Below are 23,127 nucleotides of genomic sequence, written 5' to 3' on the forward strand. Positions count from 1 at the left end.
GGGCTGAACCTTGGTCGCCACCCTACGTCACAACCAGCCCGGCTTCGGTCGGTCGCGCAACGTCGAACAACGGGGCGCCAGTCGCCTGGTCGCCGAAGAGCCGCTGTCGACACGCCTGCCACGCCCCAGCCTGGGCCTGCTCAAGCGCATCCTCTGGCCGTTCCTGCTGCTGGGCCTGGGCTTCGGCACCTACGAGGGCGCCCAGAAATTGCTGCCCTATGCCGACCGGCCGATCGCCAAGGTCAGCGTCAAGGGCGATCTCTCCTACATCAGCCAGGCCGCGGTGCAGCAGCGGATCGCGCCCTTTGTCGGCACCACCTTCTTCCAGGTCGACCTGGCCGACATGCGCCACGAACTGGAAACCATGCCGTGGATCGCCCACGCCGAGGTGCGCCGGGTCTGGCCGGACGAGATCAGCATCCGCTTGGAAGAGCAGATGCCCATCGCCCGTTGGGGCGACGAGGCGCTGCTGAACAACCAGGGTGAGGCTTTTGCCCCGCAGGATCTGGCCAACTATGACAATCTACCGCGGTTGTACGGTCCCAAGCGGGCCCAGCAGCAGGTGATGCAGCAGTACCAAATGTTCAGCCAGATGCTCCGGCCGCTCGGTTACACCGTGTCGCGCCTGGAAATGCATGAGCGCGGCAGCTGGTACCTCACCACTGGTCAGGGCCTGGAACTGGTGTTCGGCCGCGACCAGCTGGTGGAAAAGATGCGGCGCTTCATGCGCCTGTACGATCAGGTGCTCAAGGCACAGATGGACAATATCGCGCGGATCGATCTGCGTTATCCGAACGGTCTGGCCGTGGCCTGGCGTGATCCCGCTGTCGCCGCCACCCCCGTGACCGAACCGGCCAAGCATTGAGGAGAAGTTTTTTACTATGGCAAGCGTGCAAAGCGGCAAGATGATCGTCGGCCTCGACATCGGCACTTCCAAGGTCGTGGCTCTGGTCGGCGAGGTGTCTTCCGATGGTCAGATCGAGATCGTCGGGATCGGCACCCATCCGTCGCGCGGGCTCAAGAAGGGCGTGGTGGTCAATATCGAATCCACCGTCGCCTCCATCCAGCGGGCCATCGAAGAAGCCCAGCTGATGGCCGGTTGCCGGATCCACTCGGCCTTCGTCGGCATTGCCGGCAATCACATTCGCAGCCTGAATTCCCACGGCATCGTAGCCATCCGCGATCGTGAAGTGAGCCCGGCGGACATCGAGCGGGTGCTCGATGCCGCCCAGGCGGTGGCCATTCCCGCCGACCAGCGCGTGCTGCACACCCTGGCCCAGGACTATGTGATCGACAACCAGGAAGGGGTGCGCGAGCCCCTCGGCATGTCCGGCGTGCGACTGGAAGCCAAGGTCCATGTCGTCACCTGTGCCGTCAACGCTGCGCAGAACATCGAGAAATGTGTTCGTCGTTGCGGTCTGGAAGTCGACGACATCATTCTCGAGCAGTTGGCGTCGGCCTATTCGGTGCTGACCGACGATGAAAAGGAACTAGGCGTCTGCCTGGTGGATGTTGGCGGCGGCACTACCGACATAGCCATCTTTACCGAGGGCGCCATCCGCCATACGGCGGTAATACCCATTGCTGGCGACCAAGTCACAAATGACATTGCCATGGCCTTGAGAACCCCAACGCAATATGCCGAAGAAATCAAGATTCGGTATGCTTGTGCCTTGGCGAAACTGGCTGGACCGGGCGAAACCATCAAGGTGCCCAGCGTGGGTGACCGTCCGCCGCGAGAATTGTCGCGTCAGGCCCTCGCGGAAGTGGTCGAGCCCCGTTACGATGAGCTATTCACACTGGTGCAAGCGGAACTGCGCCGCAGTGGTTACGAGGATCTGATCCCCGCAGGGATCGTACTCACCGGTGGTACCGCGAAGATGGAAGGCGCGGTCGAACTGGCGGAAGAGATTTTCCATATGCCGGTACGCCTGGGGGTGCCCCAGACGGTCAAGGGTCTGACTGACGTGATCAGCAACCCGATCTATTCCACAGGCGTCGGCCTGTTGCTCTATGGTCTGCAAAAGCAGACCGATCCCTTGCCGGTTGTTTCTGGCGGATATAGCAGCGAAACCAAATCCACAGTCCTGGAACGCATGAAGCGTTGGGTCCAGGGCAACTTGTAATTCACAATTAAACCGCGGCAGTAGGCGAAGATCCGAAAGGAAGAGAGGGGACCATGTTCGAACTCGTAGACAACATTCCACAAAGCGCCGTGATCAAAGTCATCGGCGTGGGCGGTGGCGGTGGCAATGCCGTCAACCACATGGTCAAAAGCGGTGTTGAAGGCGTCGAATTCATCTGTGCAAATACCGACGCCCAAGCCCTGAAGAACGTCACATCCCGTACCGTGCTGCAACTCGGCCCGGGCGTCACCAAGGGTCTTGGTGCGGGCACCAACCCGGAAATCGGCCGCCAGGCGGCCATGGAAGATCGTGAGCGCATCGCCGAAGTCCTCGAAGGCGCCGACATGGTCTTCATCACCACCGGCATGGGCGGTGGCACCGGTACCGGTGCCGCGCCGATCATCGCTGAAGTGGCCAAGGAGATGGGTATCCTGACCGTTGCCGTGGTCACCCGTCCGTTCCCCTTCGAAGGCCGCAAGCGCATGCAGGTCGCCGACGAAGGCATTCGCTCCCTGTCCGAATGCGTCGACTCGCTGATCACCATCCCCAACGAGAAGCTGCTGACCATCCTGGGCAAGGACGCCAGCCTGCTGGCCGCCTTCGCCAAGGCTGACGACGTCCTCGCCGGCGCCGTTCGCGGTATCTCCGACATCATGCAGCGTCCCGGCCTGATGAACGTCGACTTCGCCGACGTCAAGACCGTGATGGGCGAGATGGGCATGGCCATGATGGGTACCGGCCACGCCAGCGGTCCGAACCGTGCGCGCGAAGCCACCGAAGCCGCCATCCGCAACCCGCTCCTGGAAGACGTCAACCTGCACGGCGCCCGCGGCATCCTGGTCAACATCACCGCTGGCCTGGATCTGTCCCTGGGTGAATACGCCGCCGTCGGCGAGATCATCGAGGACTTCGCGTCCGAGCACGCCACCGTCAAGGTTGGCGCGGTGATCGATCCGGAAATGCGCGACGAGCTGCACGTCACCGTGGTCGCCACCGGCCTGGGTGCGCGCATCGAGAAGCCGGTCAAGGTGGTGGACAACACCGCTCAGACCCTGGCCGCGGCCCGTCAGGAAAGTGCTCCGGTCAACTACGACGACCTCAAGTACCCGACCTCGATGCGCTCCGGTCGTGGCAGCCAGAATCATGGCGGCTCGGCAGCGGCGACCAAGGTCAATCCCAACGACGACCTGGATTACCTGGACATTCCGGCCTTCCTGCGTCGTCAGGCTGATTGATCGGGTATATCACAAGCCAGGGTGTGATTAGTGGGCATCGATTTTCGCATCTGCTATCATCGCGACTTCGTTGAACACCATTCGCACCCTGCGACCGAGCGGCCCTGGCATGATTAGACAACGCACCCTCAAGAACACCATTCGCGCCACTGGCGTCGGCCTGCATTCCGGGGAAAAGGTTTACCTGACCCTGAAGCCGGCTCCGGTCGATACGGGGATCGTGTTCCGTCGCACCGATCTCGATCCGGTCGTGGAAATCCCGGCCTGGGCCGAGAACGTGGGTGAAACCACCATGTCGACCAACCTGTTCAGTGACAGTGGCGTCAAGGTCGGTACCGTTGAGCACCTGCTGTCGGCCATGGCCGGTCTGGGGATCGACAACGCCTACGTCGAGCTGTCCGCGGTCGAAGTACCGATCATGGACGGCAGCGCTGGTCCCTTCGTGTTCCTGATCCAGTCCGCCGGTCTGCAGGAACAGGAAGCGGCCAAGCAGTTCATCCGCATCAAGCGTGAAGTGAGCGTCGTCGATGGTGACAAGCGCGCCACCTTCGTGCCCTTCGACGGCTTCAAGGTGACCTTCGAAATAGATTTCGATCACCCGGTGGTCAACAACCGTACCCAGAAAGCCTCGGTGGACTTCTCGAGCACCTCCTTCCTCAAGGAAGTCAGCCGTGCCCGTACCTTCGGCTTCATGCGTGACCTGGAATTCCTGCGTTCGCACAACCTGGCCCTGGGTGGCAGCGTCGACAACGCCATCGTGGTCGACGAGAAGGGTGTGATCAACGAAGACGGCCTTCGTTACGAAGACGAATTCGTCAAGCACAAGATCCTCGACGCCATCGGCGACCTCTACCTGCTCGGCAAGAGCCTCATTGGCGAATTCCGCGGCTACAAGTCCGGCCATGCCATGAACAATCGCCTGCTGCGTGCGCTGCTGGCCGATCGTGATGCCTGGGAAGTGGTGACCTTCGAAGACTCCGGTCTGGCACCGATTTCCTACATGAGACCCGCGGCTGCGGTCTAAGCCCGGTCCAAGAAAAAGCCCTGCATCCGCAGGGCTTTTTTTGTTCGCTGAAAAGGTCTAGCGACGCGTCAGGGGCTCGCCCTGGAAGCTCACGCCGGCCAGGCCGTGGGCGATAAGGGCGCGGATATTGGCGTGATCGCTACCCTCGGGCGTCTGCAACACGCTGCGATAGTGCTCGCCAAAGGCCAGCAGCGCCTCTTCATCGCTCAGGCCCTCGAGTCTGGCCAGACCCAGGGTCTTGCAGGAGCCTTCGTTCTGGCCTGCGGCATTGTCCACCTCGCCGTTGCGAAAGGCCGTGGGCTGGTAGTGGTAGTGCTCGGCGACGAAGGCCAGGGTGTCGGCGAAGGCATGGTTGCCCTGGCCCAGGCTGACGCGGAAGCTGGCGAGATCGCTCATTTGCTCTGCTGCTCCTGGAAGGCCGCGGCCTGGGCTGGCGAGGCCTCGGTCTGGTACCGAGCTTTCCAGTCCGCATAGGGCATGCCGTAGACGACCTCACGGGCATCGTCCAGGCCCAGTTCCAGGCCCTTGTCGTCGGCCGCTGCCTTGTACCACTTGGACAGGCAGTTGCGGCAGAAGCCGGACAGATTCATCAGGTCGATGTTCTGCACATCGGTGCGCTTGCGCAGGTGGTCGACCAGGGTGCGGAAGGCAGCGGCTTCCAGTTCCAGGCGGTCTTGTTCGGTCATGACTGATTCCTCTTGCTAGCGGCGGCCGTGGCGCAGGTGGCGCCCGCCGTTGACGGTAAAGGTACTGCCGGTGGCGTACTGGGTCGACAGCAGATAGAGCACGGTATCCACGATGGGATCGGCGCCGGGTTCGAAATCCAGTAGCGCCTTGTCCAGGGTCGCCTGGCGATAGGCCTCGTCGGCGCCTTCCTTGAAGATCAGCAGGCCCGGCGCGATGGTGTTGACCCGCACCCTGGGTGCCAGGGCTTCGGCAAAGGACAGGGTCAGGTTGTGCAGGGCGGCCTTGGTGGCGGCGTAGCCGATGTGATTGCGGCTGCCGCGTGTGGCGCTGTCGTCGCCGATATGGATGATGTCGGCCCGCGGCGCGGCCAGCAGCAGGTCCTGCAGGCCCAGATTGAGGTGGTAGGGCGCTTCCAGATGCAGACGGTAGAGCAGCCGCAGATTTTCCAGGCCGTCTTCGGCCCAGACCGAAGCGTTGTGCACGATGCCGCGCAATGCCGGATGGCGTTCATGCAGTTGCTGCAGCAGGGTGTCGCGCTGTGCCTCTTCCGCCAGATCGACCTGATAGGCCTCGATCTCAAGGTCACGCAAGGGGCCCGGATCGTCGCGATAGACGGCGATGACGGGTTGGCCCTCCGCCAGCAGCCGGCGGGTCAAGGCGAGACCGACGCGGCGATTGGCGCCGGTGACCAGAAGGGGAAGGGTTGCGGACATGAGGGTACCCGATCCTGATGAGCGAAGCGGCCAGGAGGCTGGCCGTGGCCATTGTACGCATTCGACGCGTCAGGATGCAGGCCGATCCGTGCTGGCCTAGCGGGCGCTACCGCGCCAGTCGCCGGTCCGCGACGAGGCACTGTGCAGCCAGCCCTTCAGCGCGCGGGTGATCAGCGGAATGAAGACACAGACCATCACCGGGGTGAGGATCAGGGTGCTCAGCAGGATGCGCGGCAGTAACGGCAGATGCGCCAGGTAATCGCCGAAAGCGGCATTGAACAGCAGCGAGATGGGAAAGAACGCCAGCCAGACGGCGATGCTCTGTTTCCAGCGCGGCGGCGGCTGGATGCCCGCGCCGAACCAGTCGTCCATGCCCTGGGCACGCCGTGCCAGGGGCGCTTCGAACAGGCCCTGGCCACGCTCCAGCCAGAGACGCCGCGTCTCCGAGTGTTCCCAGGCGTCGAGGGTCTGGGGACAGGCGAAGCGAAAGATGATCTGTACCAGATTGTCGCCTGGAGGCGGGGTCAGGACCCCCGAACCGAGATAGCCGGGATACCCGGTGGCCAGGGCTTCGCCTTCGCGCAGCCAGATCAGAAAGGCATCGTATTGGCCGGCCGCGACGCGCCGCGCGACCATGAGGGTAACAGGCTGATTCATGCTCCAACTCCGGGCGATCGGGCCGGATAGGCCGGATGCCGTCATGCCGCCGGGTAGGCGGACAGGTGGCGAAAACGCCTGGGGTAGCAGGCGGCGCTAGCATAACAAGCCTTGAGACCCCTGGCTGCAGCCGGGGTTGCCAGCGGAGCCATCTTGCTGACGGAGCGCCAAGCGCGGGCCGCGCCAGGCATACTGGACAGGATTCCACGCAAGAGGTCCGTATGAAAGTCGCACTGTTGAATGGCTCGGTCTATGGCACCGCGGAAGATATCGCCCGACAGGTGAAGTCGCGGTTGACCGCGGCAGGCCATGAGGTCTGGCACCAGCCCAATGCCGATCTCGGCAGCCTGGAGGCCTTCGCACCCGAAGCCTTGCTGGCCATTACCTCCACCACCGGTATGGGCGAATTGCCCGCCAACCTGGAATCCCTGTATTTCCAACTGCGCGATCGGTTGCCGCCGTGGTCCGGACGGCCCGGCGCGGTGCTGGCCCTGGGTGATTCCAGCTATGGTGACACCTATTGCGGTGGCGGCGAGCTGATGCAGGAATTGTTCGCCGAGCTGGGGCTGCGCGAACTGCTGCCCATGCTGCGCATCGATGCCAGTGAAACGGTGACGCCGGACGAAGATGCCGAGCGCTGGGTCGCCGAGGTCATCGCCGCCCTGGGCTGATCTTGCCCAGGCTGCAAAGCTGCTTTACCCGTGCTGATCCCGCCGCCTGGTCCGGTTTGCTGTCCTCGTCCCCTCAGCCTCGGTATCCTTGAGCGCCTGATGAAGATTTGAGATGGAGCCCTGGGTGAATAGATATCTGCGCCTGGCTCTGGAGCTGTGCGGATTGGGCGCGCTGTGGGCCGTGGGTACCTGGCTGGCGACCTCTTTCGCCTTGCCGGTCCCGGGTGGTGTGGTAGGTCTGGCCATGCTGCTGGTGCTGCTGGCCGCGCGCATCGTCGAGCCCGAGTGGTTACAGGGCGGCGTGCGCCTGCTGCTCGGCGAAATGCTGCTGTTCTTCATTCCCGCGCTGCTGAGCCTGCTCGACTACGGCCCGCTGCTACGGCAGGAGGGCGTGCGCATCCTGCTGGCCATCCTGCTCAGCACCGTGCTGACCATGATCGCGACCGCCTGTACCGTGGACTGGATGTTCCGCCGTCGGGGACGTCGCGATGCCTGATCTGCCCGGGCTCTTCTGGCTGTTGCTGACGGTGGCCGGGTACGTGGTGAGCCGCGTGCTCTATGCGCGCCTGCGCTGGTATGTGGTCAGTCCGATCATCTTCGTCACGGTGCTGCTCTATGCCGCCACGCTCTGGCAGCAGGTGAGCTATGCCGAATACGCCCACTACAGCCACTGGCTGATCACCCTGCTGGGACCGGCGACGGTGGCCTTCGCCGTGCCGATCTGGCAGCAACGCCGCCTGCTGGCGCGCTACTGGCAGGCGCTGCTGGCCGGCCTCTGCGTGGGCAGTGGCGTGGCCATCGGCAGTTCCTGGCTGCTGGCCCGCCTGCTGCTGCTCGATGACCGGGTGCTGCTGTCCATGCTGCCGCGCTCCATCAGCACCCCCTTCGCCATGCCGATGTCCGCCACCGTGGGGGGTGTCCCCGAGTTGACCGCGGCCTTCGTGATGATCACCGGCCTGGGTGGGGCCATCCTCGGCAGCCTGCTGATCAAGCTGCTGCCGCTCAAGTCGGCCCTGGCCCGCGGCGCCCTGTTCGGCATGGGTGCCCATGGCGTGGGGACCAGCAAGGCCTACGAGGTCGGTCTGGAGGAGGGCACCGTGGCCGGCCTGGTCATGGTGCTGGCCGGGCTGAGCAATCTGCTCGGCGCCCAGCTGGTGCTCTGGTTGCTGCGCGGCTAGTGCAGGGTGGCGGAAGGCGCGCCCAGTTGCTCCAGCCGCCGTCGCACCTGCTCGCGTTCGGCGTCGTCTTCGCTGATCAGCAGGGCGTGCTGCAGGTCATAGCGCTCGGCCTGGGGGCAATCGAGTTGGCGGTACAGGTCGGCGCGCGCCAGGTGATCGATGACCCCGACCGCGCCCAGCTCGATGACCCGCTGGGCATCCTTGAGCGCGGCCAGTGGCTGGTCGCCCTGGCGATGCAGTTCACGCAGATTGCGCGAGAGGCGCTGCATCATCTGCCGCGGACCGAGGGGCGCCAGGTAGCTCGCCTGCAGTTGCGCGGCGGGACCGAACTGATCCACCAGCAACTGACGGCAGTCGTTCATGTACAGGCGGCGTCCGCCAAAGGGTTCGAGCAGGTGATCCGCGCCGGGGACGCGCAGCAGGAAGTGCCCGGGAAAGCCGATGCCCTGCAGGTCGATCTCCAGGCGCCGCGCCAGTTCCAGGGCCACCAGCGCGATCGACAGCGGTTGGCCGCGCCGCCGCGCCAGGACTTCGTCGAGCAGGGCTGCGGTGGGATTCAGGGGCCACTCGGCGGCGCGAAAGCCGGCATCGCACAATTGCCGTAACAAGGCCTGGGCACGCTCGGATTGACTGGCATCGCCATCCAGGGTGGCGACCAGGCGCAGCGCCAGATCGTCCAGCGAGTGCAGCAGGGCCGGCGGATCGACCTGGTCATGGTGCTCGGCCGCGATCCACAGGGCAGCTTCCAGCAGCCGGGGATCGGGCCGGTCCAGGCAGGCGAGGCAGGATAGACGCGCTTCCACAGTAGACTCCAGAGCCCTTGCGGGCTTTTCCTCAGGTTTTAGCCTGCCAGCGGCGGGCCGTCCAGTCTGCGACAGTTGCGCACTGGTCGGCGGTCCGGCTTCTCGCTATAAGAGCGGCTGGTGCCAGAGCAACCTTGAGAACGGGAATTTCAACATGGACGAGTCTGCAGGTGGGTGTATTCGGACACGGCAGTGGGGTGGCAGGCCATGAAATGGGCAGACAGCGGTCGCAAGCGCATGCACGACGGGGCGAACTCCCTCGGCAACCTTTTGGTGGAAGGCTTCCACTACTTCGGCCTGTTCGCCATTGGCGCGGCCACGGCCTGGGCCTCGGTGATGGCCTTCATGGAGATGTTCAACAAGGGCCAGGCGAGCATCGATGACATCCTGCTGCTCTTCATCTATCTGGAGCTGGGTGCCATGGTCGGCATCTACTTCAAGACCAACCACCTGCCCATCCGCTTTCTGCTCTACATCGCCATCACTGCCCTGACCCGCTACCTGATCGGTGATGTCTCTCATCATCGGCCGCCGGATGTCGGGCTGCTGTATCTCTGCGGCGGCATCTTCCTGCTGTCGCTGTCGGTACTGGCGGTCCGCGTCGCCTCGAACAGATTCCCTTCCAGCAAGGTGCTGGATGCGACGGGAGATGTGGTGGGCGAGGGTGCAGGCGACAAGTAGCGAGGTGCGGGCTTTCCCGCTCTGCTCCTGACGCCGCCGGTTACCTCACGTCGTCAGAAGCGACAGTCGACCTGGCTTGCTAGCGATCCAGTGGTGCCAGCAGCTGGGTCAGGTCGCTTTCGGTCAGGCGCCAGTCGCCACTGTTCTCGCTGAGGATACCGGCGCTCAGACGGGCCTTTTCCTGCTGCAGCTGCTGGATACGTTCTTCCAGCGTACCGCGGGCGATCAGCTTGTAGACGAACACCGGACGATCCTGACCGATGCGGTAGGCGCGGTCGCTGGCCTGCTGCTCGGCAGCCGGATTCCACCAGGGATCGAAGTGGATCACCGTGTCCGCCGCCGTCAGGTTGAGACCGCTGCCGCCGGCCTTGAGACTGAGCAGGAACACCGGCACCTCGCCACTCTGGAAGCGCTGCACCGGGGTGCGCCGATCCCGGGTTTCGCCGGTCAGGGTGACGTACTCGATGCCGCGCTGGTCGAGGTCGGCGGCGATCAGATCGAGCATGCTGGTGAACTGGGAGAACACCAGGACCCGACTGCCGCCGGGGAGCAGGGCGTCGAGGCGCTCGTTCAGCGCCGCCAGTTTCGCCGAGGGCTTGGCCACGCTGGCGTCTTCGTGGGGTACCAGGCGCAGATCGCAGCAAACCTGGCGCAGCCGCAGCAGGGCATCGAGGATCAGCAGCTGGCTGCGACCGATGCCCTGACGGGCGATCTCGGCGCGGACGCGTTCGTCCAGCAGCAGCCGCAGGTCTTCGTAGCGCTCGCGCTGCGCCGTGCTGAGCTCGACCAGCTGGACGATCTCGGTCTTGGGTGGCAACTCGCTGGCGACCCGCTGCTTGGTGCGGCGCAGCATGAAGGGCCGCACCCGTGCCTTGAGGGCCGCCAGGCGCTGCACATCGCCTTCGCGCTCCACCGGAATGCGATAGGCCTGCTTGAAGCCTTTCTCGTCGCCCAGCCAGCCGGGCATCAGGAAGTGGAATTGCGACCAGAGTTCGCCCAGGTGGTTTTCCAGCGGCGTGCCGGTCAGGCAGAGACGATGGCGGGCACGCAGGTGGCGTGCGGCCTGGGCGGCCTTGGTGGCGGCATTCTTGATCGACTGGGCCTCGTCCAGCACCTGCAGGTGGAAATCGTAGTCGGCCAGGCGCTCGGCATCGCGGGGCAACAGGGCATAGGTGGTGAGCACCACATCGTGCTCCGGAATTCGCTCGAAGCGACTGCTGCGGGCGCTGCCCTGCAGGGTCAGCACGCGCAGTCCGGGGGCGAAGCGGGCGATCTCGTCCTGCCAGTTGGGGATCAGGCTGGTCGGCATGACGATCAATGCCGGTGCGGTCAGGCGCCCGGCGGCCTGTTCGACGAGGATGTGCGCCAGGGTCTGCAGCGTCTTGCCCAGGCCCATGTCGTCGGCCAGGATGCCGCCCACTTCCAGTTCGCGCAGCGCCTGCAGCCAGGCCACGCCGTCGCGCTGATAGGGGCGCAGTTCGGCGTGCAGGGTGTCCGGCAGGACGACGGGCTCGGCCGCGTAGCTGCGCAGCCGCTCGGCGAAGCTGCGCAGGCGTTCACCGCCTTCCCATTCCAGCGGCAGGCGCTCGTCCAGCTCGGCCAGGCGCGCGGCGTCCAGGCGCGGCAGGCGCAGGGCACGGTCCTGGGTGAGGCGGTCGGTCGCATAGAGCTCGCCGAGGATCTGCAGGATCGGCTTGAGCCGACCCAGGGGCACGGCGACCCGTTGTACCCGGCCCTGCGGGCCGGCGAGGCGCGGAGGATCGATGCGCAACAACACGGGTTCGTCGTCGGCGCGCTTGGCCAGCATCGCCAGCTCGTACTGGGAGGGTTCGCGGCGCAGGGCGTCGATCAGCAGCGGAATCAGGCTGACGCGGCGCTGGCCCAGGCGGATACCCAACTCGACATCGAACTGGCCGTTCGCGGCGGTCGGATCCTGCACCTCTTCGAGGTGACCGTACCAGCCTTCCACCGGTGTCAGGTCGAAGGTGAATTCGGGATGGGCCTCGATCTTCCAGCCGGCTTCGCGCAGACCGGGGATGACCTGCTGCACGAATCTGAGCCAGGCGGGGTCGTCCGGCAATTCGAACATCTCGCCACTGTCGTCGGGCAGCGCGGCGCTGCGCCGGGTGGCCAGGCGCAGGCCATGATCGAGCAGCGTCTGCCGCCAGCGTTGTTCGGCCGGCAACTGGCGTGCGGGATAGGCGGCGTCCGGGGTACGCGGCGGGGTGCCGAACAGTCGCCGCGGGCCATAGGCAAAGGCCAGGGCGGCGCGATGGCGCACCGTGGGTCGCATCTTGCCGATGTGCCGGTCGTAATCGATCTGGGTATGGCTGCCGAGGGTCAGGACCGGTTGCGGCAGCTCCGGATTGGCAACCGGCGTGGCCGGCAAGTCGGCCTCGCTGCGTTGCAGCCGTTCGAGCTCGATGAGGGCGGCGGCGGCATGCTTGCAGTTGCGGCCGACCGGGCAGGTGCAGCGGGCGTCGACCCGCCAGGCGGTCTCGCCCGCGCGCAGGCTGATCGCCTGCCGATAGGCCGGTCCGGCCGGGCTGCTGCACTCGGCATAGAGCTGGCCCCTGGCCGCCGAGCGCAGCTGCACCAGGCCGTCGAGTGCCAGGCGCCGACCGCGCTCGTAGTTGCGCTCCGTGAAGGCGCCTTTCCAGTCCTGCCACTTGAGCCGTTCGAAACGTAACGCCATCGTTCACCCAGGCTGTTCGCACCAAACCGGCTATTCTGCCACAGTCCGGCAGACGCTCGTCGGACTCCCTTGATCTATGTGAGAATGAGAATATAGTGCATTAAGAGACTGGGGGAGCGAAACGATGCGTGAATCACCGTTGGCCAACGTTGCGCTGCTCGATGCCACGCGCCTGGCGGCCCGCCGTGAGGGGCGCTTGCGCTCGCTGCAGCGTGGCATCCTCATCGTCTGTAGCCTGGGCGTGCTGGGTGCGGCGGCCTTGCATCTGGCCTACCTCGCCTTCAAGGGTCTCTAGCGCTGCCCTTTAGGTGCCACCTGCGCCCAAGAAAAAGCCCCGAGCAGTCGCCTGTTCGGGGCTTTTCGTCAGCACCGGTCAAGGACCGGCGGCAGGGATCAGACCAGCAGATCGCCCACGCGGTACATCTTCATGGTGTTGGTGCCGTCACGCTTGGTGTAGCTGTCGCCCTTGGTGAGGATGACCCAGTCACCGTGCTCGACGATGCCGCGCTTGAGCAGCTCGTCCACCGCCGCCTGGCTCACCTTGTTCGCCGGCATGGTGGTCGGGTCGAAGGGGATGGTGTGCACGTTGCGGAACAGCGCGGTGCGGGCCTGGGTGGCGCGGCTGGAGGCGAAGGAGAAGATCGGCACCGAGGAGCGCAGGCGCGACATGATCAGCGGGGTGTAACCGGTGTCGGTCAGGCTGATGATCGCCTTCACGCCCGGGAAGTGGTTGGCCACGTAGATGGAGGCCAGGGCGATACTCTCGTCCCACCGGGTGAAGGTATGGCCCAGGCGGTGGCTGGACAGCTTGCTGGTGGGCTGCTTCTCGGCACCGACGCAGACGCGCGCCATGGCCTTGACCGCTTCCACCGGGTACTGGCCGGCGGCGCTCTCGGCGGAGAGCATCACCGCGTCGGTGTTGTCCAGCACGGCGTTGGCCACGTCGGAGACTTCCGCACGGGTCGGCATCGGGCTGCTGATCATCGACTCCATCATCTGGGTCGCGGTGATCACCGCCTTGTTGAGGCGACGGGCGTGGGAAATGATGCGCTTCTGGATGCCCACCAGTTCGGCATCACCGATTTCCACGCCCAGGTCGCCCCGGGCCACCATCACGGCGTCACTGGCATGGATCAGGCCGTCCAGGGCTTCGTCGTCGGCCACGGCTTCGGCGCGCTCGATCTTGGCCACCAGCCAGGACTTGCCACCGGCGGCTTCCATTAGGCGACGGGCTTCGTGCATGTCTTCGGCATCACGCGGGAAGGACACGGCCAGGTAGTCGACCTCCATGGAGGCGGCCAGCTTGATGTCGTCCCGGTCCTTGTCGGTCAGCGCAGGGGCGGTGAGACCGCCGCCACGCCGGTTGATGCCTTTGTGATCGGACAGCGGGCCGCCGATCAGGGTGGTGCAATGCAATTCGGTGGCGGTCATGCCTTCCACGCGCAGGACCACGCGGCCATCGTCCAGCAGCAGTTCGTCACCCACGCGGCAGTCGGTGACCAGGCCCGGGTAGTCGATGCCGACCACTTCTTCGGTGCCTTCGGTGCGGGGATGGGCGATGGACAGGCGGAAGGGATCGCCGACCTTGAGTTCGATGCGCTTGTTGACGAACTTGGCGATGCGGATCTTCGGACCCTGGAGGTCGCCGAGCAGGGCGACATGGCGACCGTGCTTGGCGGCGAGATCCCGTACCAGCTGACCACGGGCCCGGTGCTCGTCGGGCGTTCCATGCGAGAAGTTCAGGCGGGCGACGTCGATGCCGGCGATGATGAGCTGCTCGAGGACTTCCGGAGAATTGCTGGCCGGGCCGAGGGTGGCGACGATCTTGGTACGGCGATAAATCATGCAGTCTTTCCTTTAGCGGATTGCAACCATGAGTCGGCGCCTCAGCGCCGAGTCGACGTAGAACACGAAGCGCACCTCATTGTAGCGCTGTCGCGTGGCCAGCACATGACGGCTTTTCGCAGCTCCGTCACACCAATGGTCGTTTGCCCTCAAGAAGCGCGCCCCGGCGCCGATCTAGCGAACAGGAGGACTTTCCATGCGCCCTTATCTCTGCCTGTTCCTGCTGTTCGGCCTGACCGGCTGCACCAGCGTTTCGATGAATTCCTATCTCGACGCCGCCTACAAGTCCTATGCTGAAGGCGACTGCACCAATGCCCTGCTGCAGATCTCCCAGGCCGAGCGCAAGGGTCGCGCCCGCCCCTGGCTGCAGCCGGAATTCTCCATGCTGCGTGGCCAGTGTCTCGAGCAGCAGCAGCTGTACGCCGACGCCGCTCAGACCTATCGTTTCATCCAGGTCCGGTTTCCGGCCAGCGAATACGCCTTTCGGGCCCAGGCCCGACTGGACACCCTGCGCCAATTGGGGCTAGATGGCGGAACGGCCGTTGCGACGCCCCAACCGGTGCGAAAACTACCGCAGCGCTGAGCTTTCCAGGACGTTGTCGGTAAAGTGGCTTTACCGTGTGCAGGATGAATCGCACCATGACTCAGAATCGTCGTATCGAGCGCCACCAGCTGCCCTACTATCTAAAGGTGTTCAACCGCTTCACCGACAAGCCCATGGGCTACATCGGCAACATCTCCCGCGAGGGGTTGCTGATGATCAGCCAGCTGCCCATGCTGGTGAATGCGCGTTTCGAACTGCGGCTGAAGATTCCGGGGCAGGACGGTCAGCTGCACTTCGTCGACTTCGATGCCCGTTGCCAGTGGAGCCACGAAGACGTGACCCCGGGCAATTACGATTCCGGCTTCAGCGTCGCCGAACCGCCAGCGGAATTCGCCGAGCTGATCGACGTGTTGCAGCACTATTTCACCTTCGGCCGTCTTTCTCAGTCGGCGATCTGATCCGGGTCACCGGCATTCCATAGCTGCAACAGGCGGGTCTGCAGATCCGCCGTCGCGCTGGCAGGCAGCCAGTGGATTCCCCTTCTCTCCAGGCGCGCGGCCAGACGCTCGCCCTGAAGCCTGGTCTGCCAGGCCTCGGCATAGCGGCAGGCGTCGCGCCAGGCACGGATGTCGTCGGGCTCTGCCAGCTCCTCCAGCGCCGTGTCGACCAGCCAGAGCTGCAGGCCGCGTCGGCCCAGATCCAGACGACCGAGCCAGGCCACCCTGGCTTCATCCAGTGGCGCCAGAACCACCAGGACACTGCCGGGTCGCGCCTGGCTGCAAAGCCGCGCCAGCGCCGCCTTGAAATCAGCCGTCGCGCCTGGGACCGACCGAGGAAGGACATCAGGCTTCAGGGGGCGAGCGGGCGTGGCCGCCGCCAGCAGGCGCAGCTCGGGATCGAGGCCGTAGAGCCGCAGCTCATTGCCACTGGCCGCCAGCGCCTGCCAGAAGCCCTGCACCTGTTCGTGGCTTCCGCGTCCGTCGGTCTTTACCAGTCCCGAGCTGGCGATCAGCAGTTGCACAGGCGTGTTCGCCCGCAGGCGTGCCCTGGCTGGCTGCGCGATGAGCGGATTCGCCCGGATCTTTCGCCAGTGCCGGCGCTCCAGCAGGGCCAGCCCCAGGAGCAGCGATGCCCCTGCGGCCGGCAGGGCCTGCCAGCGCAGAGGCGCCAGCCAGCCCAGGATCAGGCTGAGCAGGGCCAGGGCGCCCAGCGCCAGTGGCAGCCAGCGCTGGATCATGGGCGCGGTGCCGGACACTGTCCCAGCAGCTTGAGGATCTGGCCATCCAGGCTGTCGCCCTCGAATTCGCGCTCTGGGGTCAGCCGCAGGCGTGGACGCAGCACGGCGGGCAGCAGGGTGCGCACATCCTCGGGCGTCACGCTGTCGCCACCCCGCAGAAAGGCCTGTGCCTGGGCCAGACGCAGCAAGGCCTGTCCGGCGCGCGGCCCGGCGCCCTGCTCGAAGGCCGGCCACTCCCGGGTGAGGCGGATCAGGCGCACGGCATGCTCGAGGACCGGCTCCGCGACCGGCAGGCCGGCCACCAGTCGCTGCAGGGCTGGCAGATCCCGCGCCTGCAGCAGCGGGCGCAGGGTCGCAGCTTCCAGGGGATCGCCGTGACCCTGCTGGACAGCCTGGCGCAGGGCGGCGAGCTCCTGGCCTTCTGCCGGCCACTCCAGTCGCAGGTGCGCCAGGAAGCGATCCCGTAGCGCCAGCGGCAGATCGCTGCTTGAGGAGCGGGTAGCGATCACCATGAAGGGCGCTGGCAGGGGCACCGGGCGGCCGCCCAGACTCAGCTGGCGACCCTGCAGGGCGTCGTCCAGCAGATTGAGGATCGCTGGCGGAGCCCGCTGCAGCTCTTCGAGCAGAACCAGGGAGTTGAACAGGGGACCCCGACGCAGACGGGCACTGTCGCTGCCGGCGTCCGTGACGATTTCGCCGGCCACCTCGGCAGGGGTCAGAGCCGGATGGCACTGCAGCCGGGCGAAGCCGGCGTCCAGGCTGGCGGCCAGGGCGCGAACCAGCAGCGTCTTGCCGGAGCCGGTCGGACCTTCCAATAGCAGGTGACCGCCGGCCAGCAGGGTGGCGAGCAGACCGTCCACGGCGGCCTCCTGCTGCGGCAGCACCTTGAGCAGCGCCTGTCGCAGGGCCTGCAGCCGGGCCAGGGCGCGGGCCTTGACGCCGCTTTCGCCGGGGTCCGCCGGGGTGGCGTCAGGAGCAGAGCTGTCGGTCATCGGAAGTCCTCGGAAACGGGGGCGCGCACGGCCAGGCGCAACAGGCGCAGCTGGACGATGCGGCGGGTGAAGTCGCGGGTGGAGAGGCGTGCCGGGCTGGGCCGCATCGCCTCGCCCACCATGCGGGTGCTCAGGCCGCTCAGGCGCGCCAGATATTGCCAGCGCTCGGCCACAGTCTGATCGGTGAGTTCGGGGCGACGGCGGCGCACCTCGCGCTGGATATCGCGCTGCAGGGTGGCGATCAGTTCGGGCCAGCGTCTGGCGTCACGCCGGGGCGCCGGATGGTCCTGGCGGCGTCTCAGCCAGAGACCCGCCGCCAGCGTCAGGAGGAGCAGGGCCAGGCCATAGCGTTGCAAGGCGTCCAGCCACAGGGGGAGCGGTGGCGCCGGGGCGATCAGGGTCACCGGCGCGCCCTGGGTGAGGTACCACAGCAGCCAGGCATTGTCGTACTGGGCGAGGTGGGCGTTGCTCCAAAGCGCGGTGTCCGACAGCAGCGTCACGCTGCCGTCGCCCCAGGGCAGCATCAGCATATGGGTGGCGCTGGCGCTGCTGGCCCAGGCCACCGCCTGATCACCGACATCGAACAGATGGCGGCTGTCGTCGAAGCCGAGGTAGGCGGGGGCGTCGTCCTCGGCGAGATAGAGCTGGGTCAGGTTGGGCCAGAGCGGCAGCGCCATGATGGGTGGGGCGGCACCCCCCAGCTCGCGGGTCGGCATGGGGCGAACGCCCAGGGTCGCGCTGAGCGCCAGAGTGCTGTCATCGGCGACGGCCACCAGATGGCCGCCCGCCTCGACCCAGTCCAGCAACGTCTGCGCCTGAGTCTCCGCCAGGGGCGGATTGCCGGCCAGCCAGAACCTGACGTCCCCGGCCGGCAGCTCGGCGAGTTGTTCGGCTTGGCCGTGCCGCACCCGACTGCCGAAATGCTGCAGGTAGGCCGCGGCCAGCGCCTGGGGATCGGTGCCGCGGGTGGTCGCGGCGAGTTGGGTGGCGGTCTGCCGCGCCGTCCGGCTGTCGAGCCCCTGATGGGTCAGGCGCAGGCTGCCCGGGCCGCTGTCGGACTGCGGCGGCAGGGGGCAGGACAGCGGCTCCTGCTGCGCGAGGCAGGCCAGGGACAGGGTCAACGCCCAGACGGCGGCGCCCAGGCGTACGCCGATACCCCGGCACCTGAAGCGAAGGGAGAGCCGATCGACTGAACGCATGGGTAGAGAGAATACGCGGTAGACAGGCATCAGAGCCTAGCGGGTGCGGGCGCTCGGGAGCAAGGCGCACGACGATGCTAGACTGCGCCGATTCTAGGGGAGGGCGGTGTGACGCAAAGTATCTTCTGGTACGACTTCGAGACCACAGGGATCGATCCACGGCGGGATCGACCGCTGCAGGTGGCCGGGGTGCGTACCGATCTGGAGCTCAACGAAATCGAGGCGCCGCTCAACCTGCATTGCCAACTGAGCGAGGATGTCCTGCCCCATCCCGCGGCCTGCCTGGTAACCGGTATCCTGCCGGCCACCCTGCAGCGGCTGGGGCTGCGTGAGCGCGACTTCGTCCAGCGCCTCCACGAGGAGTTGCGGCGTCCCAACACCTGCGCGGTCGGCTACAACAACCTGAGATTCGACGACGAAATGGTACGGCACAGCCTGTACCGCAACTTCCACGATCCCTATGCCCGCGAATGGCAGCAGGGCAACAGTCGCTGGGATGTGCTCGGCGTGATCCGGGCGCTCTATGCCTTCCGCCCGGAAAGCCTGAACTGGCCGCAGGACGCTGAGCGCGTCTCCCTGCGCCTGGATCGCCTGACCGTCGCCAATGGCATCGAGCACGCCCAGGCCCACGACGCCCTGGCGGATGTTCGCGCAACCCTGGCCCTGGCGCGTCTGGTCAAGCAGCGGCAACCAAGGCTCTACGACTATCTCTGGACGCAGCGCCAGAAGAAGGCGGCGCTGGCGCGCATCCGTCTGCTCGAACCCCTGTTGCACGTCTCCGGACGCTTCAGCGCCGAGCGACACTTTCTCGCACCCGTGCTGCCGCTGGCCTGGCATCCGGTCAATCGCAACGCGCTGATCGTCTGCGATCTCGGCCTGGCGCCGGAGCCGCTGCTGGAACTGGATGTCGAGACCCTGCGCGAACGCCTCTATACCCGGCGGGAGGCGCTGGCCGAGGGTGACCTCCCGGTGCCGCTGAAGCTGGTACAGATCAACAAGTGTCCGATTCTGGCGCCCTTCAGCGTCTTGCGCCCTGCGGACACGGAGCGGCTGCAATTCGATCAGGCCGCCGTCTGGCGCCGCGCCCGCCAATTGCTCGACCAGCGTGCGATCTGGCAACCCAAGGTGCAGGCGCTCTATGCCGAGGCCTCCGGTTTTGTCACCCAGGAACAGGATGCCGAAGAGAGGCTGTACGACGGTTTCATTGCCGCCGAAGAACGGCAACTCTGCGAACAGGTTCAGCAGTGTCCGGCAGAGCAACTTGGCAGCCGGCCCTGGCCTTTTCAGGACGAGCGACATCCGGAGCTGTTCTTTCGCTATCGTGCGCGCAACTTTCCCGAGTTGCTGACCGCGGAAGAGGGGGCGCGCTGGCGACAATTCTGCCGGCAGCGCCTGCTGGGTGAAGAAGGTCAAGGCCATATGACCTGCACGCAGTTCATTACCCTGGCCGAACAACTGCAGCCTGAGGTGGCCAGCGAGCGGGTACCGATTCTCGAGGCCTGGTCCGCCCATGTTCGGGCGTTGATGCAGCGGTTGGATAATCCTGTTGCCTGAAGTCGCGAACAACAAAGGTCGTTAGAGACGTCTGCTAACAGAAAAGACGTGCACAGCCAAAGGTGCCGCGGCCAAGGACCGCAGCTTCAGCTGAGAAAGATGTTGCTTGGGCAATATGAAAGACGCGGTGAACGGTCGTGTCAGCGGAGTCTTGAAGCTGGCAGTCGGTGTTTGGGGTTGGCCGGTTGCGCAATCCTTTGCCGTGCAGGCAAAAAAAACGCCGACTGGCCGGCGTTTTTCTGATCAATCCAGCAGGGTTACCCAGGACTCGACGTCGTCCGAACCCCACTTGGCTTTCCACTCTTTCAGCGTCTTGTGATTGCCACCCTTGGTTTCAATCACTTCGCCATTGTGCGGATTCTTGTATTGCTTAACTTTACGGGCGCGCTTGGGCTTACTGCCATTGCTGGCCTTGGGAGTTCGGGTCTGGCGAGCGGGCTTGGCTTCGGTATCGAGAATGCCGATGATGTCACGCAGGGATTTCTGATACTCACCCATCAGTGCGCGAAGTTTCTTCTCGAACTCCAGCTCGCGCTGCAGTTTGTCGTCCTCTTGCAGCGACTTCAGGCGCTCCTGCAATTCCTTGATGGCTTCTTCGGTCTGGCGATATTCGTTGATGAGCGACATAAACGGCCTTTGTTCTGAGTGATGCAGAGATGAAATTCTGCATCGATCATAGATTGGCTATTGGAATAAGTAAACTGTCCGCATGACAGCCCGATAATTAAGGCGGCGTCCGTCGCAACAATGATGTTGGTAAAAGTCGCGCAACTTTCAGCAGGGCGGCAGTGGAACTTGTCGGTCCTTACTTGTCCTTTGCAAAGTCTTTACCCACGCCGTACAGGCGCGCGCCGTGGCACCTTGCGCCGCTCGACGCTGCAGGCGACTGCGCCTAGAATGCAGCCCCTTTTCGTTCGAGGTTGTGCTATGCAAACGTTTCGTCTGGTGATCGCCTGTCCGGACGGGGTAGGTATCGTGGCCAAGGTCAGCAACTTCCTGGCGACCTATAACGGCTGGATTACCGAAGCGAGTCATCACTCGGATACGGAGAGTGGCTGGTTCTTCATGCGCCATGAGATCCGCGCGGATTCACTGCCCTTCGATCTGGCCGGCTTCAGTCAGGCCTTCGCGCCCATCGCGCGGGAATTCTCCATGCAGTGGCGGATCACCGATTCGGCCCAGCGCAAGCGCGTGGTGCTCATGGCCAGTCGCGAATCCCACTGCCTGGCCGACCTGCTGCACCGCTGGCACAGCGGCGAGCTGGACTGCGAGATCCCCTGCGTCATCTCCAACCACGACACCCTGCGCAGCATGGTCGAGTGGCACGGCATTCCCTTCTTCCACGTGCCGGTCGATCCTGCCAACAAGCAGCCGGCTTTCGACGAGGTATCGCGGCTGATCGATCTGCACCAGGCCGATACCGTGGTCCTGGCGCGCTACATGCAAATCCTGCCGCCGGATCTCTGCGCGCGCTATGCCCACCAGGTGATCAACATCCACCACAGCTTCCTGCCGTCCTTCGTCGGCGCCAAGCCCTATCACCAGGCGTCGCTGCGCGGCGTCAAGCTGATCGGCGCCACCTGCCACTACGTGACCGAAGAGCTGGATGCCGGTCCGATCATCGAGCAGGACGTGGAGCGCGTCAGCCACCGGGACAATGTCGAGGACATGGTGCGGCTGGGCAAGGACGTCGAGAAGATGGTGCTGTCCCGCGGTCTGAGATACCACCTGCAAGAGCGGGTCATGGTCCATGGCAACAAGACCGTCATCTTCGACTGACAGCGACTCCCCGGCGGCTGCTCCCGGTACCGCGGAGCAGCCACCCCGTCTGGGCGAAGGTTGCCTGGCCCGCTACGACCTGCAGGCGATGACTCTCGACGGCGGCGCCGACTTCACTGCCGCCGCGGCGCTCTGGCGGCAACTGCAGGCACGGCAAGGCGACGAAGACGGCGTGGCGGACGCTCCGGACAGCGCGGCTGAAGACTCGCCTCAGGTGTCCTGAGTGATGGACTCGTCGCTGGCTTTGGCCTTGAGATCGGCGATCTTGCGCACTTCCGAGGCGAACACCTCGTCCTGCACGGTCGGCCGTTTCTTCCAGGGCTTGCGGTCGGGTTTGGGTTGCGCGGCGTAGGTGACGATTTCGCCACCGTAGACATCCTGATAGCGCTGGGCCTGGCGTTCCAGTTCAGCGCGAAGTTGATCTTTGGTCACGGGTTCGATCTTGTTCGAGTGTCGCGAGAGGCGAGCGGTCGTCAGGACCGCTCGAAGCCGGTGCGCAAGAGGCGCGGCTGCGGAGTCTAGCCGCCGCGCGGCACTTTGCCTATCCCGCTCAGTTCAGGATGCGCATGGACAGGTCGACGGCCTTGACGTCCTTGGTCAGGGTGCCGATGGAGATGTAGTCGACACCGGTCTGGGCGATGTCGAGCAGGGTGTCCTGGTTGACGCCGCCCGAGGCTTCCAGCTTGGCCCGGCCCGCGGTCAGGGCCACCGCCGTGCGCATGTCGGCCAGACTCAGCTCGTCCAGCATGACGATGTCCGCGCCGGCGCTCAGGGCCTGTTCCAGCTCCCGCAGATCTTCCACCTCGACTTCCACCGGACGCCCCGGCGCCAGTTGCCGGGCGGCGGCCACGGCCTGGGCGATGCCGCCGCAGGCGGTGATGTGGTTTTCCTTGATCAGGAAGGCGTCGAACAGCCCGATTCTATGGTTGTAGCAGCCGCCGCAGGTGACCGCGTATTTCTGGGCACGGCGCAGGCCGGGCAGGGTCTTGCGGGTATCCAGCAGCCTTACGGCGGTGTCCTGCACCAGGTCGGCATAGTGGCGGCAGCGGGTGGCGGTGCCGGACAGCAGTTGCAGGAAATTCAGCGCGCTGCGCTCGCCGGTGAGCAGGGCGCGCGCGGGACCCGCGAGTTCGAACAGCACCTGGTCCGCTGCGACCCGCTCGCCATCGGTCACCTGCCAGCGGACTTCCACTGCGGGATCCAGCACCCGGAACACCTCGTCGACCCAGGCCGTGCCTGACACCACCGCGGCTTCGCGGGTGATGATCCGCGCCCGGGCGTGCTGATGAGCGGGGATCAGACCGGCCGTGAGGTCGCCACTGCCGACGTCTTCGCGCAGTGCGGCGGCGACATTGTCAGTGATGACCTGGGCGAGATCGGCAGGGGTAGCGCTGGACATGAAAAAACTCCGAGAAGGGCTGCGGGAGGCGAGCGGGCAACTTTAGGGGAGGTTGACGATCTGAGATAGACAACGTCGAATTATTTGAAGGGCAGGCGCTGACTGACA

27 protein-coding genes are annotated in these 23,127 nt (G+C 65.3%); 14 read left to right on the forward strand and 13 right to left on the reverse strand.

Going from position 1 to position 23,127, the window contains the following annotated elements; translation table 11 throughout:
* Positions 1–10: 10 nt before the first annotated feature.
* From PVZ72_RS10200 to lpxC, 4 genes are all read left to right on the forward strand, one after another.
* On the forward strand, positions 11–865 hold the full coding sequence (locus tag PVZ72_RS10200) for a cell division protein FtsQ/DivIB (protein ID WP_133862549.1): 855 nt from the start codon (positions 11–13) through the stop codon (positions 863–865).
* Positions 866–881: 16 nt separating this feature from the next.
* A complete protein-coding gene (gene ftsA, locus PVZ72_RS10205) occupies positions 882–2,126 on the forward strand; it encodes a cell division protein FtsA (protein WP_017640704.1) in 1,245 nt (414 codons plus the stop codon).
* A 53-nt stretch (positions 2,127–2,179) separates the two neighbouring features.
* Positions 2,180–3,361, forward strand: coding sequence for a cell division protein FtsZ (gene ftsZ / locus PVZ72_RS10210; RefSeq protein WP_133862548.1), 1,182 nt, complete (start codon positions 2,180–2,182; stop codon positions 3,359–3,361).
* Positions 3,362–3,470: 109 nt separating this feature from the next.
* The gene (lpxC, locus tag PVZ72_RS10215) at positions 3,471–4,385 is read left to right on the forward strand and encodes a UDP-3-O-acyl-N-acetylglucosamine deacetylase (RefSeq protein ID WP_017640702.1); all 915 of its coding nucleotides are present in this window, start codon (positions 3,471–3,473) and stop codon (positions 4,383–4,385) included.
* A gap of 57 nt (positions 4,386–4,442) precedes the next feature.
* Here lpxC and PVZ72_RS10220 read toward each other — a convergent pair whose 3' ends face one another.
* The 4 genes from PVZ72_RS10220 to PVZ72_RS10235 all read right to left on the reverse strand — a co-directional run bounded on the left by PVZ72_RS10220 (position 4,443) and on the right by PVZ72_RS10235 (position 6,442).
* A complete protein-coding gene (locus PVZ72_RS10220; protein WP_273861839.1) occupies positions 4,443–4,781 on the reverse strand; it encodes a HopJ type III effector protein in 339 nt (112 codons plus the stop codon).
* Positions 4,778–5,071: a DUF1244 domain-containing protein gene (locus PVZ72_RS10225; protein WP_273861840.1), complete on the reverse strand. Its 294-nt coding sequence runs from the start codon at positions 5,069–5,071 to the stop codon at positions 4,778–4,780. The genes PVZ72_RS10220 and PVZ72_RS10225 overlap by 4 nt, the downstream gene beginning before the upstream one ends.
* Before the next feature lie 15 nt (positions 5,072–5,086).
* Positions 5,087–5,785 carry a dihydromonapterin reductase gene (gene folM, locus PVZ72_RS10230; RefSeq protein WP_273861841.1) on the reverse strand — a complete coding sequence of 233 codons (699 nt, stop codon included), beginning with the start codon at positions 5,783–5,785 and terminating at the stop codon, positions 5,087–5,089.
* A 96-nt stretch (positions 5,786–5,881) separates the two neighbouring features.
* A complete protein-coding gene (locus PVZ72_RS10235) occupies positions 5,882–6,442 on the reverse strand; it encodes an antibiotic biosynthesis monooxygenase (protein ID WP_187980171.1) in 561 nt (186 codons plus the stop codon).
* 221 nt (positions 6,443–6,663) lie between these two features.
* Here PVZ72_RS10235 and PVZ72_RS10240 point away from each other — a divergent pair, with 221 nt between their 5' ends.
* From PVZ72_RS10240 to PVZ72_RS10250, 3 genes are all read left to right on the forward strand, one after another.
* Entirely contained in the window at positions 6,664–7,113 is a 450-nt protein-coding gene (locus PVZ72_RS10240) for a flavodoxin (RefSeq protein WP_273861842.1), read from the forward strand.
* A 112-nt stretch (positions 7,114–7,225) separates the two neighbouring features.
* On the forward strand, positions 7,226–7,609 hold the full coding sequence (locus PVZ72_RS10245; protein ID WP_166655938.1) for a CidA/LrgA family protein: 384 nt from the start codon (positions 7,226–7,228) through the stop codon (positions 7,607–7,609).
* Positions 7,602–8,291 (forward strand): LrgB family protein, encoded by a 690-nt coding sequence (locus PVZ72_RS10250; protein WP_133862541.1) that lies wholly within the window; start codon positions 7,602–7,604, stop codon positions 8,289–8,291. Before PVZ72_RS10245 ends, PVZ72_RS10250 begins: the two co-directional genes overlap by 8 nt.
* Here the strand turns inward: PVZ72_RS10250 and PVZ72_RS10255 are convergent.
* Positions 8,288–9,094 (reverse strand): SirB1 family protein, encoded by an 807-nt coding sequence (locus tag PVZ72_RS10255; protein ID WP_187980169.1) that lies wholly within the window; start codon positions 9,092–9,094, stop codon positions 8,288–8,290. The two genes, PVZ72_RS10250 and PVZ72_RS10255, sit on opposite strands and share 4 nt — an antisense overlap.
* Before the next feature lie 207 nt (positions 9,095–9,301).
* Between PVZ72_RS10255 and PVZ72_RS10260 the strand changes: the two genes are divergently transcribed.
* Positions 9,302–9,775 carry a phosphate-starvation-inducible protein PsiE gene (locus tag PVZ72_RS10260; protein WP_273861843.1) on the forward strand — a complete coding sequence of 158 codons (474 nt, stop codon included), beginning with the start codon at positions 9,302–9,304 and terminating at the stop codon, positions 9,773–9,775.
* Positions 9,776–9,854: 79 nt separating this feature from the next.
* Here the strand turns inward: PVZ72_RS10260 and PVZ72_RS10265 are convergent, their stop codons facing one another.
* Positions 9,855–12,470, reverse strand: coding sequence for a DEAD/DEAH box helicase (locus tag PVZ72_RS10265; protein WP_273861844.1), 2,616 nt, complete (start codon positions 12,468–12,470; stop codon positions 9,855–9,857).
* Between the two features lie 124 nt (positions 12,471–12,594).
* On the opposite strand from PVZ72_RS10265, the gene PVZ72_RS10270 reads away from it, so the two are divergent.
* Complete coding sequence (locus tag PVZ72_RS10270; RefSeq protein WP_166655937.1) at positions 12,595–12,765, forward strand: hypothetical protein; 171 nt, start codon at positions 12,595–12,597, stop codon at positions 12,763–12,765.
* A 98-nt stretch (positions 12,766–12,863) separates the two neighbouring features.
* Here the strand turns inward: PVZ72_RS10270 and pyk are convergent, their stop codons facing one another.
* Positions 12,864–14,315, reverse strand: coding sequence for a pyruvate kinase (pyk, locus tag PVZ72_RS10275; RefSeq protein WP_133862537.1), 1,452 nt, complete (start codon positions 14,313–14,315; stop codon positions 12,864–12,866).
* A gap of 196 nt (positions 14,316–14,511) precedes the next feature.
* On the opposite strand from pyk, the gene PVZ72_RS10280 reads away from it, so the two are divergent.
* Together PVZ72_RS10280 and PVZ72_RS10285 are read left to right on the forward strand one after the other, a co-directional pair.
* Complete coding sequence (locus PVZ72_RS10280) at positions 14,512–14,898, forward strand: tetratricopeptide repeat protein (RefSeq protein ID WP_133862536.1); 387 nt, start codon at positions 14,512–14,514, stop codon at positions 14,896–14,898.
* A 56-nt stretch (positions 14,899–14,954) separates the two neighbouring features.
* Positions 14,955–15,317, forward strand: a complete 363-nt coding sequence (locus PVZ72_RS10285) for a PilZ domain-containing protein (protein ID WP_187980166.1) — start codon at positions 14,955–14,957, stop codon at positions 15,315–15,317.
* On the opposite strand, the gene PVZ72_RS10290 is transcribed toward PVZ72_RS10285, so the two are convergent.
* From PVZ72_RS10290 to PVZ72_RS10300, 3 genes are read right to left on the reverse strand one after another with little or no spacing between them, the layout of a single operon-like run.
* Complete coding sequence (locus PVZ72_RS10290; protein WP_273861845.1) at positions 15,302–16,096, reverse strand: hypothetical protein; 795 nt, start codon at positions 16,094–16,096, stop codon at positions 15,302–15,304. The genes PVZ72_RS10285 and PVZ72_RS10290 overlap by 16 nt on opposite strands.
* The gene (locus PVZ72_RS10295) at positions 16,093–17,088 is read right to left on the reverse strand and encodes an AAA family ATPase (protein WP_273861846.1); all 996 of its coding nucleotides are present in this window, start codon (positions 17,086–17,088) and stop codon (positions 16,093–16,095) included. The genes PVZ72_RS10290 and PVZ72_RS10295 overlap by 4 nt, the downstream gene beginning before the upstream one ends.
* Entirely contained in the window at positions 17,085–18,287 is a 1,203-nt protein-coding gene (locus PVZ72_RS10300; protein ID WP_273861847.1) for a DUF4350 domain-containing protein, read from the reverse strand. The genes PVZ72_RS10295 and PVZ72_RS10300 overlap by 4 nt, the downstream gene beginning before the upstream one ends.
* A 108-nt stretch (positions 18,288–18,395) precedes the next feature.
* On the opposite strand from PVZ72_RS10300, the gene sbcB reads away from it, so the two are divergent.
* A complete protein-coding gene (gene sbcB / locus PVZ72_RS10305) occupies positions 18,396–19,841 on the forward strand; it encodes an exodeoxyribonuclease I (protein WP_273861848.1) in 1,446 nt (481 codons plus the stop codon).
* Positions 19,842–20,084: 243 nt separating this feature from the next.
* Here sbcB and mvaT read toward each other — a convergent pair whose 3' ends face one another.
* Positions 20,085–20,468, reverse strand: a complete 384-nt coding sequence (gene mvaT, locus PVZ72_RS10310; protein WP_273861849.1) for a histone-like nucleoid-structuring protein MvaT — start codon at positions 20,466–20,468, stop codon at positions 20,085–20,087.
* A 300-nt stretch (positions 20,469–20,768) separates the two neighbouring features.
* Between mvaT and purU the strand changes: the two genes are divergently transcribed.
* Together purU and PVZ72_RS24215 are read left to right on the forward strand one after the other, a co-directional pair.
* A complete protein-coding gene (purU, locus tag PVZ72_RS10315; RefSeq protein ID WP_133862531.1) occupies positions 20,769–21,620 on the forward strand; it encodes a formyltetrahydrofolate deformylase in 852 nt (283 codons plus the stop codon).
* A gap of 88 nt (positions 21,621–21,708) precedes the next feature.
* Positions 21,709–21,843 (forward strand): hypothetical protein, encoded by a 135-nt coding sequence (locus PVZ72_RS24215; RefSeq protein WP_443218243.1) that lies wholly within the window; start codon positions 21,709–21,711, stop codon positions 21,841–21,843.
* Here PVZ72_RS24215 and PVZ72_RS10325 read toward each other — a convergent pair.
* Together PVZ72_RS10325 and nadC are read right to left on the reverse strand one after the other, a co-directional pair.
* The gene (locus tag PVZ72_RS10325) at positions 21,831–22,052 is read right to left on the reverse strand and encodes a hypothetical protein (RefSeq protein WP_133862529.1); all 222 of its coding nucleotides are present in this window, start codon (positions 22,050–22,052) and stop codon (positions 21,831–21,833) included. The genes PVZ72_RS24215 and PVZ72_RS10325 overlap by 13 nt on opposite strands.
* A 118-nt stretch (positions 22,053–22,170) precedes the next feature.
* Positions 22,171–23,019 carry a carboxylating nicotinate-nucleotide diphosphorylase gene (nadC, locus tag PVZ72_RS10330; RefSeq protein ID WP_273861850.1) on the reverse strand — a complete coding sequence of 283 codons (849 nt, stop codon included), beginning with the start codon at positions 23,017–23,019 and terminating at the stop codon, positions 22,171–22,173.
* Positions 23,020–23,127 lie beyond the last annotated feature (108 nt).

It is taken from the genome of Pseudomonas sp. LA5, from assembly GCF_028640825.1.
In the GTDB taxonomy this organism is placed as follows: Bacteria; Pseudomonadota; Gammaproteobacteria; order Pseudomonadales; family Pseudomonadaceae; genus Chryseomonas; species Chryseomonas aestiva.

What these genes read in the sequence shown, in the direction of transcription:
- ftsZ (WP_133862548.1), top strand. Translation starts at nt 2,180, where the DNA reads ATGTTCGAACTCGTAGACAACATTCCACAAAGCGCCGTGATCAAAGTC.
- PVZ72_RS10240 (WP_273861842.1), top strand. Translation starts at nt 6,664, where the DNA reads ATGAAAGTCGCACTGTTGAATGGCTCGGTCTATGGCACCGCGGAAGAT.
- PVZ72_RS10295 (WP_273861846.1), bottom strand. Translation starts at nt 17,088, where the DNA reads ATGACCGACAGCTCTGCTCCTGACGCCACCCCGGCGGACCCCGGCGAA.
- PVZ72_RS10280 (WP_133862536.1), top strand. Translation starts at nt 14,512, where the DNA reads ATGCGCCCTTATCTCTGCCTGTTCCTGCTGTTCGGCCTGACCGGCTGC.
- PVZ72_RS10290 (WP_273861845.1), bottom strand. Translation starts at nt 16,096, where the DNA reads ATGATCCAGCGCTGGCTGCCACTGGCGCTGGGCGCCCTGGCCCTGCTC.
- PVZ72_RS10260 (WP_273861843.1), top strand. Translation starts at nt 9,302, where the DNA reads ATGAAATGGGCAGACAGCGGTCGCAAGCGCATGCACGACGGGGCGAAC.
- nadC (WP_273861850.1), bottom strand. Translation starts at nt 23,019, where the DNA reads ATGTCCAGCGCTACCCCTGCCGATCTCGCCCAGGTCATCACTGACAAT.
- pyk (WP_133862537.1), bottom strand. Translation starts at nt 14,315, where the DNA reads ATGATTTATCGCCGTACCAAGATCGTCGCCACCCTCGGCCCGGCCAGC.
- purU (WP_133862531.1), top strand. Translation starts at nt 20,769, where the DNA reads ATGCAAACGTTTCGTCTGGTGATCGCCTGTCCGGACGGGGTAGGTATC.
- lpxC (WP_017640702.1), top strand. Translation starts at nt 3,471, where the DNA reads ATGATTAGACAACGCACCCTCAAGAACACCATTCGCGCCACTGGCGTC.
- PVZ72_RS10235 (WP_187980171.1), bottom strand. Translation starts at nt 6,442, where the DNA reads ATGAATCAGCCTGTTACCCTCATGGTCGCGCGGCGCGTCGCGGCCGGC.
- PVZ72_RS10220 (WP_273861839.1), bottom strand. Translation starts at nt 4,781, where the DNA reads ATGAGCGATCTCGCCAGCTTCCGCGTCAGCCTGGGCCAGGGCAACCAT.
- PVZ72_RS24215 (WP_443218243.1), top strand. Translation starts at nt 21,709, where the DNA reads ATGACTCTCGACGGCGGCGCCGACTTCACTGCCGCCGCGGCGCTCTGG.
- PVZ72_RS10300 (WP_273861847.1), bottom strand. Translation starts at nt 18,287, where the DNA reads ATGCGTTCAGTCGATCGGCTCTCCCTTCGCTTCAGGTGCCGGGGTATC.
- PVZ72_RS10285 (WP_187980166.1), top strand. Translation starts at nt 14,955, where the DNA reads ATGACTCAGAATCGTCGTATCGAGCGCCACCAGCTGCCCTACTATCTA.
- folM (WP_273861841.1), bottom strand. Translation starts at nt 5,785, where the DNA reads ATGTCCGCAACCCTTCCCCTTCTGGTCACCGGCGCCAATCGCCGCGTC.
- PVZ72_RS10245 (WP_166655938.1), top strand. Translation starts at nt 7,226, where the DNA reads ATGGAGCCCTGGGTGAATAGATATCTGCGCCTGGCTCTGGAGCTGTGC.
- PVZ72_RS10265 (WP_273861844.1), bottom strand. Translation starts at nt 12,470, where the DNA reads ATGGCGTTACGTTTCGAACGGCTCAAGTGGCAGGACTGGAAAGGCGCC.
- mvaT (WP_273861849.1), bottom strand. Translation starts at nt 20,468, where the DNA reads ATGTCGCTCATCAACGAATATCGCCAGACCGAAGAAGCCATCAAGGAA.
- PVZ72_RS10270 (WP_166655937.1), top strand. Translation starts at nt 12,595, where the DNA reads ATGCGTGAATCACCGTTGGCCAACGTTGCGCTGCTCGATGCCACGCGC.
- PVZ72_RS10250 (WP_133862541.1), top strand. Translation starts at nt 7,602, where the DNA reads ATGCCTGATCTGCCCGGGCTCTTCTGGCTGTTGCTGACGGTGGCCGGG.
- ftsA (WP_017640704.1), top strand. Translation starts at nt 882, where the DNA reads ATGGCAAGCGTGCAAAGCGGCAAGATGATCGTCGGCCTCGACATCGGC.
- PVZ72_RS10225 (WP_273861840.1), bottom strand. Translation starts at nt 5,071, where the DNA reads ATGACCGAACAAGACCGCCTGGAACTGGAAGCCGCTGCCTTCCGCACC.